This is a genomic window from Pelagibacterium montanilacus (assembly GCF_003992665.1).
GTDB lineage: Bacteria > Pseudomonadota > Alphaproteobacteria > Rhizobiales > Devosiaceae > Pelagibacterium > Pelagibacterium montanilacus.
The window spans coordinates 810-12413 of sequence record NZ_RZMX01000052.1 but is presented as its reverse complement, the minus strand read 5'-3'; the positions used below and the strand labels follow the sequence as shown (position 1 = coordinate 12413).

General features: G+C 54.9%; 10 protein-coding genes and 1 pseudogene. 4 read left to right on the top strand and 7 right to left on the bottom strand.

The features are described from left to right. The 3 genes from EO136_RS19035 to EO136_RS14980 all read left to right on the top strand — a co-directional run. Window positions 1–1627 (top strand): glycosyltransferase family 4 protein (locus tag EO136_RS19035; protein ID WP_206513346.1); only part of this gene is annotated, 1627 nt, incomplete at its 5' end. Beyond that, window positions 1624–2325 (top strand): hypothetical protein, encoded by a 702-nt coding sequence (locus EO136_RS14985; RefSeq protein ID WP_127145214.1) that lies wholly within the window; start codon window positions 1624–1626, stop codon window positions 2323–2325. The genes EO136_RS19035 and EO136_RS14985, both read left to right, overlap by 4 nt. 269 nt (window positions 2326–2594) lie before the next feature. Further along, window positions 2595–4727, top strand: a complete 2133-nt coding sequence (locus EO136_RS14980) for a glycosyltransferase (RefSeq protein ID WP_127145213.1) — start codon at window positions 2595–2597, stop codon at window positions 4725–4727. Here the strand turns inward: EO136_RS14980 and EO136_RS14975 are convergent. The 5 genes from EO136_RS14975 to EO136_RS14955 all read right to left on the bottom strand — a co-directional run bounded on the left by EO136_RS14975 (window position 4705) and on the right by EO136_RS14955 (window position 9157). After that, entirely contained in the window at window positions 4705–5622 is a 918-nt protein-coding gene (locus tag EO136_RS14975; RefSeq protein ID WP_164730623.1) for an NAD-dependent epimerase/dehydratase family protein, read from the bottom strand. The genes EO136_RS14980 and EO136_RS14975 overlap by 23 nt on opposite strands. Next, window positions 5619–6341, bottom strand: coding sequence for a nucleotidyltransferase family protein (locus EO136_RS14970; RefSeq protein ID WP_127145211.1), 723 nt, complete (start codon window positions 6339–6341; stop codon window positions 5619–5621). The genes EO136_RS14975 and EO136_RS14970 overlap by 4 nt, the downstream gene beginning before the upstream one ends. 9 nt (window positions 6342–6350) lie before the next feature. Further along, window positions 6351–7346 (bottom strand): SDR family NAD(P)-dependent oxidoreductase, encoded by a 996-nt coding sequence (locus EO136_RS14965; RefSeq protein WP_127145210.1) that lies wholly within the window; start codon window positions 7344–7346, stop codon window positions 6351–6353. A gap of 172 nt (window positions 7347–7518) precedes the next feature. Next, window positions 7519–8310: an ABC transporter ATP-binding protein gene (locus EO136_RS14960; protein WP_342773423.1), complete on the bottom strand. Its 792-nt coding sequence runs from the start codon at window positions 8308–8310 to the stop codon at window positions 7519–7521. 4 nt (window positions 8311–8314) lie between these two features. Then, a complete protein-coding gene (locus EO136_RS14955; RefSeq protein WP_127145209.1) occupies window positions 8315–9157 on the bottom strand; it encodes an ABC transporter permease in 843 nt (280 codons plus the stop codon). Window positions 9158–9492: 335 nt separating this feature from the next. On the opposite strand from EO136_RS14955, the pseudogene EO136_RS14950 reads away from it, so the two are divergent. Next, window positions 9493–10650: pseudogene (locus EO136_RS14950) on the top strand (IS3 family transposase). Here the strand turns inward: EO136_RS14950 and EO136_RS14945 are convergent. Continuing rightward, window positions 10647–11441 carry a glycosyltransferase family 2 protein gene (locus tag EO136_RS14945; protein ID WP_127145208.1) on the bottom strand — a complete coding sequence of 265 codons (795 nt, stop codon included), beginning with the start codon at window positions 11439–11441 and terminating at the stop codon, window positions 10647–10649. The pseudogene EO136_RS14950 and the gene EO136_RS14945 overlap by 4 nt on opposite strands. Window positions 11442–11469: 28 nt before the next feature. Beyond that, window positions 11470–11601 (bottom strand): PAS domain-containing protein, encoded by a 132-nt coding sequence (locus tag EO136_RS19145; protein ID WP_425466630.1) that lies wholly within the window; start codon window positions 11599–11601, stop codon window positions 11470–11472. Between the last annotated feature and the right edge of the window lie 3 nt (window positions 11602–11604).

The window sequence follows — 11604 nt, the reverse complement described above, 5'->3', positions numbered from 1 at the left end:
TGGCAGTTGCCGCGACGGCTCATCGAGTGCTCAAGATTGTGGTGCTTCAGGAACGCCGCCCAGCATCCAACTGCTTTGCCACGGGTGCCCTAGCGCCAAGAGGATCGGATTGTTCATGGGTGTAGTTTTTGGGTGGACGGTTCGCGGACTACGCCGGACCTATCGATACCTATTTGAGAATCGTGATTTTCGGTCTGAGTCCGAACCATCTAAGGTCGGTGCAGAACAGGGACCTGCCGCGCTCGCTCCTGAGGCCGATGCTGAACAAGGGTTTGGCGCGTTGCATCCTCAGGCCAACGCTCCAAGCAACGAGGATCGGTTCGAGGACATTTGGCTACACGTCCAGAGAGATCTAACTGAATTTCAGAACATCGCTCATACCATAACTCCCAACATTCACCTCCATTACAAGCTTCGCCAAGCAGTCTCCGCACCTGGCGTCAATCGAAGCCAAACACTGACGCGTTTGATCGATCGAATTCCTCTCGGAGCACGGCATATGATCGCGCTTCCTCTGCTGGGAACTGCGGGAGGATCTGAGAAGGTGAGCCTGAACCTGATACGGGCGCTCCGAGCCCACTATCAGGAACGTGAAGTCCTTGTCTTTGCTCCTGACGCCATATTCAACCTCAGTGAGAGAGACTACTCGCGATATCAGGTGCCGATCGTGTCCATCAACGAGATAGACGCTGAATTGAGCGTTGAGGACAGGGTTGATTTGTTCGACAGAATATTGATCGAATCGCAGTTAAAGACCGTACATACTGTCAATTCGGACATTGCTTGGCTGGCATTTGTTGACAGGGCGAAGCATTACCGCCAAGACACGGAGCTGTTCGGCAGTGCATACAGCGACATCAGAGTGGATACGATGCCTGTTGGCGCTTTTTGGCGCTATGTACCACAAACAATTGACCATCTTTCAGGTATCATCGTGGATAATGGGTCTGTCGTTCGGAAGGCTGCAGACCATTTCAATCTTGCCGCCTCACAACGCGAAAAATTCCACATCCTACACACGCCAATCGAGCCCATTGCACATCAGCATGAAGGCGGGGGAAAGGGTGCTCTGATCGCGAGATCGCTTTGGCTGAGCCGCATAGCTCTCGAGAAGCGCATCGATGTGCTGGCCGAAATAGCGCGGCGCTCCCCGCAGCGCGAATTTGTCATGTACGGATCTGCAATCAAAGGGGCATTTCCTGTCGATCTGTCTTGGATTGACGACCTGAACAACGTTAAATTGAGAGGTGAATTCGAGCGCCTCCAAGACATTCCATTCGAGGAGTTCGACTCTTTCGTTTTTACAACATCAGCTGAAGGGTTGCCGATCGTACTACTAGAGATGGCAATGATTGGCCTGCCAATCATCGCTCCTGACGTCGGAGGCATTGGCGAACTCATCAACGACTCTACGGGCTGGCTGGTGTCTTCCCCTGATGCGATCGATGAGTATGTTGAGGCGCTGGAAGCGATTCGAAACAATCCGGGCGAGGTGGCGAAACGCACAAGAGCGGCCCGTAATTTTGTGCTTCAACGGCATTCGTGGGAGAATTTCACGAGGTCGGTGCGAGTGATCCCTAATTACATTCAATGCGCTGAGCAGGCGCTCGAGAAAGTGCGCCCATGATCGACATTGACTGCTTCGTTTTCGCAAGGCGGGAACGCAACTGGTTGGGGTCAAGCCTATACTCCGTGGAGCGATCCGCAGCATTGGCGATCGGCGATGGCCATAATGTAAGACTGACGCTAATTCTCTGGAATGCGGATCCAGCCACAAAGTGCTGGGCGAGCGAGAGAGTGATGTCTCCCTGGATCGTCATTGGACTCCCGGCAAGCACACTCGCCGAGGCGCGCAACGTCGCACGCCAGCAAGCGCGAGGTCGTGCTGTCCTCTTTCTAGACGGTACCGACATGATCGGCGAGAGTTGGTTGATTGATACAGTCGACATGGTGTCCCAGCGGTCATTTGTTGTTCGACCAGAGGCACTGGTCACCTTTGGTGCAGACCCATTTCTCCCAGATGGTTTCGAATGCATTCTGCAACATAGCCACACGCGGGAAGACATTATCTTGCGGCGACAGAATCCTCTTCCTTCGGGGTTCGTCACGTCGCGCGACGTTATTCAGTCGGTGCCATGGCCGGATGAAGATAGAGATCGTGCATGGGGAGATGTAGACTGGTGGTGGAACTGTCTGGCAGCAACAGGCGATGACACCCATCGCATTGCGCGGAACACTGCGCATTTTCGAAGGGTCGATGATAAAATCGGCGTCCTAAGAGGTCAATTGATGCGGCCGGGCCCAGTTTATCGTCCACCTATTTGAGAGTATAGTGATAATATGTCACCGTCACGCTTTGTTGGCTATACCGCCTGTCCCATCAAATTGGGTGCGCTCCACAGGCCAGCTGCTCGGGTCGCTGAAACGATATACATGCTCGCCAACCAGCCGGATCTCCTGGGCGCCCCTGGAGTGAGCGCGCGGCTGCATGCGGAGCGGTGCTTTGTCGAATGTTCGATGCCGAATGAAAACCAGTCGGTTTTTAGACTACTGGCTGGTTCAGATGGCACACCCATGAGGGAAGGTACGTCCGAATGAACGCGCGGCGTATCGCCATTGCGCTGGGTTTGGTCAACCAGCGAAACCTGACTAAAGCACTTGCGGCTATCAAGAATGGTCGGAGGTCCTCCATCCTTTCGTCTTTCCGCAACCTAATCGCTTATCAGGAGGCTTCTGAGGGGCTGGAAAGCGCAGTTCAGTGGGACTCGTACGCTCCCTTTTGCCATCCACATCCCACTCCGTTGGTAACTGTTGTCATACCCTGTTTCAATTATGGCAACCACGTCGGCGAGGCTGTGGCAAGCGTACTTGCACAGACTTTCCGTGGCCTTGAAATCGTGGTCGTCGACGGAGGATCCACAGATGGATCTACGCCTGACCGGGTTAAGGCGCTGGAGGGACCACGCGTGCGTGTGGTCTTGCGCGAGGGACGGCATCTAGCCGGTGACAACCGAAATTTTGGCATCCTGCAGTCTCAAAGCCCCTACATTGTCTGCCTCGACGCCGATGATATGCTCCACCCTACTTATGTCGAGAAGGCCTTGTTCATGGCTGAACACCTAGGCTTCGACGTCGTATCTACGGCCTTGCGCATGTTCGGTGCTCGTGCTGATAAGGTCGGAATTCTGCCGCGCCCGTCACTCAGCGACATGATGCACGGCAACCACATGTCTACCTGTGCTCTCTTCCGCCGTGAACTATGGCAGCAGGTCGGTGGATTTAGAGATTTTGGTTTGGGAGCCGATCATGCAGCTGAAGACTGGGACTTTTGGATGCGACTGTCAGCGAAAGGGGCAAGATTTGGCAATATATGGGGCGAGTGCCTGCTGAATTATCGTGTGCATCATACCCACTCGTTAAGCTCAGGACCGGGCGTGCCTGAACTGGCCGTCCAGCGGCGTCGAATCCTTGAGCGAAACGCAGATCTTTTATCGAAGAAGGCGATTGAGCGGTCCGAGGCGGCGCGAGGGCAAAACTTCCAGGTGTCGACACCGGAAACGTCGTTGGCCGTGGCAATGACAATAGATCATGACGATGAGTCACAGCCATCGATCCTAATCGCGATGCCCTACTTCCTTATTGGAGGCGCGGAGCGGCTTCTATCCCACGTCACGCGCGAACTCAAAAGCAAAGGGTGGCGCATCGTCCTAGTCTCGACAATGTTTCAGGGGGATGACGATACGGACTCTATCGAATGGTTTGAAACTTTAACGACAGAAGTATATGCTCTGCCTCGTTTTCTCTCGCCATCCCAGTGGATAAATTTTGTAGAATACTTGTTCGCATCACGTCGCTTCGACGCTTTGCTGATTGCGGGAAGCGCGTTCTTCTATGATATTTTGCTTGATTTGAAGAAGAAATACCCCGGCCTGGCTGTAGTCGATTTTCTGTTCAATACGTCAGGCCATGTCATTTCGCATAGGAAGGCGTTTCCGCTCCTTTCCGGCGTCTTGTGCGAGAACCTTGAGGTGCGGGACTGGTGTCTCCAAATGGGGTGGGACGCCAATCGAGTCGCTCTTGTCGAAAGTGGCATAGACGTCAGCGCCTACGCTACCGGACCTCGGCCGGCCGACTTGTGTCAGCAGATGAACATCTGTCCGGAGGAAATTGTAGTTGGATTTTCGGGCAGGTTGTCTGAGGAGAAGGCACCAGAGACTTTTGTGGAGATCGCACGATTGTGCCGAAATGAGCCTCGTCTGCGTTTCGTCATGACCGGCGGGGGGCCACTGTCAAAGTTCATTACCCAGATAGTTGCGACTAATCCCCCGGGCACACGACTAGAATATCGGGGCGTCGTCGACGAGGTAAAACCATATTTTACCCTATACGATATTTTTGTGCTGCCGTCATATATAGATGGGCGACCAATAGCGATTTTGGAGGCGCTGGCAAGTGGCTGCGCAATAGTAGCTTCGAGCATTGGTGGACTACCTGCCTTAGTTGAGGAGGGGGTGAACGGTTACCTCGTCCGGCCAGGTGATGCACGTTCGTCAGCCGCGCGCCTGCTGGCTCTAGCCGCCGATCCGGCGCTACTCCAGCAATTCAAGTGCAAGTCTCGATCAATTGCGGAAGAAAAGTATGATCTGCGTAATACTGACGCGCCTTATGCCCGCGCAATTACCGAGTTGATGGCGCGCGCTCGCGCTATGGCAAGTGAGAAGCCTTAATCAGGGAACGTGCGAGACGATCCGGATCAGGTAGCGGAAGTGAAATACCCCATGCATTCAATCTGGTGGGGTCTCCAACGAAGCGAGAAATTCCTTTCGATGTTGGGCTACCTATGGCTTTGCTCTCTTCAATCGAAACGTCTTTGCCCGAGGCGGCAACAAGACTCTCAACGAGCGTCCGCAGGCTGGTGCCTTGTCCAGTACAGATGTTGATGACTGTTGGAGAAGGCGGGGGCGACCCTGCCAGTGCAACTAGTGCATCTGCAACATGCTCCACCATGACAAAATCGCGCACGACGGACAAGCTGCCTGTGGATATAGAACGCTCGTCTCCAGTCATTTGACTGATACGTGCTGCAAAGCTGCCGAGGGCAAGATGCTGCGGCATAAACGGCCCGACCACGTTGAAGAGTCGAGCGACGACAACACGGTCTTGCTCCGCAAGGGCATGTAGCGTCTGAGCGAACTTGCTGATGCCATAGGAAGACGTGGGCCTGCACGGCACGTCTTCGCTCACCGTGTCAAGTGCTGCAGCTTCTGGCCCGTATTCGGCAGCCGAGCCCGCCAAGACAACAGTCGGCCGGGACGATGCGGTGCGTGAAGCTATCAGGAGAGCAGCGCCGTATAGGACATTGGCGCTATAAAGGTCTTCCATAGACGAAGCTATGGATCGACCGGCAAGATGAAAAATCCAATCAGGCGATACTTCTTCCACGATCGGAATCAGTGCCGCAGGGTCAGTCTCCTTGGAGACCGCTATCTGACGATCTGCACGAGAAAGACCGGATAGAGACCTAGTCAAGGCGAACGTGGTTGCTCCGCTTCGGCGCAAGGCTTCGATCAAATGCCGTCCCAGAAACCCGCTCGCACCAGTGATCAGGGCTTTGCCAGTCAAAGTGTTTCCTTCAGGAACCTGGTGCGATCCTCGGCGAAGATTTCCTGAGCCTGCCGGTAGTCGTCTGGTCGACCAATGTCGAGCCAGAAACAGTCGGGAGCATGGCAATAGACGCGGCTACCATGTCCCACCATAGTGCGAAGCAGGTCGGGAATATCGAGGTAGAACCCAGGCTGCAGATGCGGAGCAACTGCATCGCGCTGCATGACGTAAAGGCCCATGCTCACAAGATGAGAGTAGGAGGGCTTCTCCCGGTAGTTGCGAAGCCACATCTGCTCATCAGTTTCCAGAAGGCCGAACTCGATCTTGACTTCGCGCTTGTAGCTGGCCACAGACACGTCCGCGCCAGACATCACATGGGTGCGATGAAACTCCGCGAAGTCGAGTGTGGTAAGAAGGTCGCCGTTCGCTACAAAAAACGTCTCGGCGAGATCGTTAATCACGGCTGCCAGAGGGCCGGCAGTCCCAAGCGGCTTATCCTCAAGACTATACCTAATTGAGATACCCAGCTTTTCTCCTTGCCCAAAGAATGCGCGCAGAAGATGATGGAGGTGGTTTACCGCGAGGATCACTTCAGTGACCCCCGCCGCCTTGAGTTGCCTCAAGAGAAGTTCCAGGACCGGCATCTCGTCACCGAGCGGCACGAGTGGTTTCGGGAACAGGGCGGTGTAAGGTCCTAGCCGGGTACCGCGGCCTCCAGCCAATATGACAGCTTGCACATATCCTCCTTAGACTACGTAGTCGGTGCTGCGATAAAGATCGACGTGCTTAGTAATAAATTCTATGGAGCATCTCAAACCATCATCAATATCGGTGGTCGGCGACCACCCCATAAGACCGGCGGCTTTTCGATTATCGGATACGAGTTTTAGCACTTCGCTCTTTTCTGGACGTACGCGTCTATGATCTAAAACCAGAGGCTTATCGACGCCCATTAGCGTAGTGATCCTACGTGCGAAATCTCCAACGGAAGCAGTATTTCCAGTGCCCAGATTGAGCGTCTCGCCCGCAAGCCCATCGGAAGCGGCGGCGGCGATGAAGCCTTTGACTGTATCCCCTACATAAGTCATGTCTCGTTGTGGATCCAACGCGCCCAGCTCTATCTTCTCTCGTGTCAATGCCTGCATGATTATGGTAGGGATGAAGGCCCGCGCAGATTGCCGCGGCCCGAAGGTATTGAAAGGGCGCACCGTCACAACGTCGACATTGAATGAGCGCCAGTAGCTCTCTGCGAGCTTGTCCGCTGCGATCTTCGTGGCCGAGTAAGGCGATTGGCCCTGAAGCGGATGCTCTTCGTCAATCGGTTCGCGCAGGGCCGTTCCATAAACCTCCGAGGTGCTAGTGTGCACCATTTTGCCTGCGACACCTTTTCTTACTGCCTCCAATATATTTAGCGTACCTTCGATATTCGTGCGGATGTACGACCGCGGCGCCATATAGGAGAAAGGAATCGCGATCAGAGCGGCGAGATGGAATACGATATCGGCCCCCTCTAGGGTGGCACAGACAGATTCTGAATCCTGAATGTCGCCTGCGACAACCTTCATTTGCTCGCGCAGCTCGGGTTCGGCGAAAGCGAGATTTCCCCAACTGCCAAGAGCGTTGTAATGAATCATCGCTGTCACGTCCGCGCCAAGCCGACAGAGCTCTTCCACAAGATGGCTCCCAATGAAGCCCCCTGCGCCGGTAACCACGACTTTCTTTCGATTCCATTCAAAGCCCATCTGCTAAAAACCTTTACCATACCGCTTTATCATCATCGGCTCCGCAGCGAGTGATTCCGCTAAAATATAGTTCGCAACAAGAGCGCATACTTAATATATAATGCAACTAAAAGAACGTGAACACGCAGTTGATCGGGCAACAACACGGCACAGAACTGCATTTCGATGGCGCTCAGGCTGCGGCCGCTTTCCTGTACAGGTCTAAGACGGACTTCGTCTCGCCGAACTCGCGGGCGCGCCCATGTTCAAGCCAAAGGCATTTATTACATACGTCCTCAATAAGGCCCAGAGTATGTGCGGACAGAATAAGTATGCCGCTGCGACCAACTATCTCCTTCATCCTAGCTTCCGATTTTCGCTGAAAGCTTTCGTCGCCGACCGAAATCCACTCGTCCATAAGCAAAATATCGAGATCAACGCTTGTGGTAACGGCAAAACCAAGCCGCAACAACATACCAGATGAGTACGTCCTTATAGGAAGATAAAGATAGTCACCCAGTTCCGTAAATTCTGCGATCTCGTCGGTTTTTGCATCAATTTCCCTGCGCGTCAGTCCAAGGAGCATCCCACGGACACGGATGTTTTCGTAGCCCGTGGCTTCCATGTCCATGCCAAGCGTTAAGTCGTAAAGGCCGCCCACACGGCCCACCGTCTCCAGCGCACCAAAAGTCGGCTCGAAAACTCCTGCTGCAACCCGAAGGAGGGTGGTCTTGCCGGCGCCATTGTGTCCGATGACCCCGAGCTTGTCGCCCGCCTTAAGGCTGAATGATACTGAGTCCAGCGCCTTGACGCTGATGCGATCCTCATTAGTCAATCCAATTTTGCCGCCGGTCGCTAGTGAGAGCATGGATCGCTTCAACGAGCGCCCATAGGCAGAATAAATCGGGAAATCAACGCTAACGGCGTTGAAGTTGACGTGTATATCGGGGCTTTCGCCAGAACGTGCGGGTGGTGTGGACATCATCGCGTTACAACCAGTAGGAGATACGACCTCGCGTGCGGGCGAAAACGATCAAGCCGAGCACGGCGGATACGGCGAGCATCAAGAGAAGAGTCATCACGAGTTTCGCGGTCACCGGCTCCCCAAGTATTGGCGCTCGGAGACCTTCTACCATGTAGTAAAATGGATTGAACTGATACACGAATGGTCGATCAGATAGCATCTCCGGTTTATATAGTATGGGTGTTACAAAGAAAACAACTTGTACTGTGCTGCTAATAATTGGCGGCAAATCCCGGAATCGTGTTGACAGAGATCCAATTATTATTGCCCAAATTACAAGTATTGCACTAACGATCGTAAATGTGAGCGGAAATACGAACAAACTTGTGCCGGGCAGAAACTGAAAAATTACGTAAACGGCGAGCAAAATGGCCAGATTGTGGGCAAAGGTGATGGCGTGGCGCCAGTACAGCCTCAGAGAATGAAGAGAAAGAGGCACATTACCGTGCTTAATAAAGGGCTCGGACGCTGTGAAGACCGCCGCTCCTTCGATCATCATTGCAGATATGAGCGCCCAAGCAATGAACCCGCCTGCGAGGTACGGCAGCAGTTCCGCAATCGGCGTGCCCAGAAGTGTTGAGTATACGAAGCCAAGGGCGCTAATCATTACCCCCATGCTGATCGTTATCCAGAAAGGGCCGATGAACGAACGGCGGTAGCGCTGACGGATGTCGAGCCATCCAAGCATGCCCCAAAGCCGCCAAAGACTGAGGGCCTGGCCGATGTCGCCTATTGCACGTCTGTATGAACGCGTATCGCTCGCGATGCGCGCAAGGCGCCGCGCTTGTGTCGATGTTTCTGCAGTCATGCTATTTGAAAGGCCTCGCCAACTCAGCTTCGATGACGCTTCGTGCGGCTACTCCTCTATAGGTGGCGCAGATCGGATGCAAGGCATGCCTTCTCGACGTTGCTCTGGACCTGCTGTCGGAAAACCGTAAACGCGTAGCCGAGGCCGCTATGACTCGAAGTTCCATGGCACTAGTGGGCTACTCCCCGAAAATGGGACGCTGACGTAAGCGGCAAATTGTTGTCTGCTGGTCTTCGACGACGGAGAACAGAGATGTCGAAACGCAAGCAGCATTCTGAGCTGCTGCCGGTTTTGAGGACACCGAGTTAAGGTGTTTTTGGAACTGGAGAGTTTTGATGAAGAGACGGAAGTTCAGCCGGGAGTTCAAGCTCGAGGCTGTCAAACCGGTCAGGGAACGGGGCGTTGCGGTGGCGCAGGCGGCCCGTGATCTGGACCTGCATGTGTACGTGTTGCGCAAATGGGTGTGCGAGCAGTCTGCCAATCCGCAGCAGGCCTTCCCCGGTCATGGGCAGATGAAGCCCGAGCAACTCGAGATCGAGAAGCTGCGCCGCGAGGTCGCTAAGCTCAAGGTGGAGCGCGATATCCTAGAAAAGGCCGCGGCCTACTTCGCCAGGGAGTCGATATGAGGTTCTCTTTTATAGCGAAGCACCGATTGATATGGCCGGTCTCGTGGGCCTGCGGGGCGCTCGGTGTCTCTCGTTCGGGCTTCCATGCTTGGCTCAACCGTTCGCCGAGTAGACGCGCTGAGTATGACGAGGTGCTCGTGGCCGGGATCCGGTTCAGCTTTGCCGGAAGTGATCGCACCTATGGCGCCCGGCGGGTCTGGCACGACGTGCTGGCCGAAGGGCTCGACGCTGGTCTGCATCGCATCGAACGGCTGCTGATGCGCCAGCAAGGGCTGCGGGCGCGAATGCGACGGCCGGGGCCTGCCCAAAGATGGCGGTCAGCGCCACGCCGTCTCGCCCAGCATCCTGGATTGAGCCTTCGTGGCGTCGGCGCCGAACCAGAAGTGGATCGCCGACTTCACCTACATCTGGACGGCCCAGGGCTGGCTGTATGCTGTATGTGGCGGCGGTCGTCGATTTCTACTCCCGCCGGGTGGTGGGCTGGTCGATGAGTTCATCGAAGCCGCTCAACTGGTGACCGATGCGCTGATCATGGCCATCTGGCGCCGCGGCAAGCCCGACAGCCTGCTGCACCACTCCGGCCAAGGCAGCCAATATACCAGCGAGCAGTTCCAGCGCCTGATGGCCGATCTCGGCATCACCTGCTCGATGAGCCGGTCCGGCAATGTCTGGGACCACGCGGCCATGGAGAGCTTCTTCTCCTCGCTCAAGACCGAACGCACCGCCCGCAAGGTCTATCGCACTCGGAACGATGCCAAGGCCAATGTGTACGACTATATCGAGCGCTTCTACAACCCGAGGCGCCGAGACTCGACAATGGGCTATCTCAGCCCCGTGGAATACGAAGAGCAAGCTAAGAAAGCCTAACTTCGTGCCCACCGAACCGGCAGCAGCTCACCGAAATGCGGCAGCCGCTTACTCATTCCATAATACGCATAGGAGCCCATGAACACGGCGCTCTGCAGGCGTCCATACCCAAGTCTGCGACGGTAGGTTTCCCATTGCCACAGCGCAGAACGAAACTTGTTCCCAGATAACGAACTTGCGCGAACGCGGTAGCTGGCCAAGGGTTCCTCAGATGGCGTGGACAAGATGCGGCTATCTAGCAGCCTAAGTGCGGTAAGCCAGAACACGTAATCCTCGTTGCCGCAGCTTTCGAATCTGAGTTCGGGAAAGCGCCTGCGATCGTAGATCGCAGTGAGGTTGCCAATGAAGTTCGAGCGCAACATCCTGCCATAGTCCGTCCACACGGGCGCACGAACCCGATGCATCGCACGCCCATCGGACGTCACGCGAAGATAGTCCCCGAATGTGATCGGACTGCCGGAGTTGGCTAGGAATCTCAGCTGCTTTTCAAGTTTTGCAGGATGCCAAATGTCATCGCTGTCCAGGAAGGCGACCCAGTTTCCGCGCGAGTATTCAATGGCTGCATTCCGGGCTGCGGCAGCTCCAACTTTGCCAAGCCCCTCAATAAGCTTGATCCGGTTATCAAAGCGCGAAAACTGTGCTGCCAGCTGACGCGTGGCGTCTGTGGAGTCGTCGTCGACAATAAGTAACTCCCAATTAGAGTGGCTCTGTTGCCATACGGACTGCACTGCGGGCCCGATATAATTCTCAGAATTGAACGCAGGCATTACAATACTAACGTCAGGTTGCATTTGAACTCTATATCAAATTAAGGATTATTCACAATGCTTCGTCCGCTGGCAGCCCAAACATGCTCTCTGCGGCCGTATTCCAGTGCACGATGAGCCCGCCAGCGTCGGCAACGATCATGGCATCCGGTGAGACATCGGCCCATTGTTGAAGAAACGCCATCTG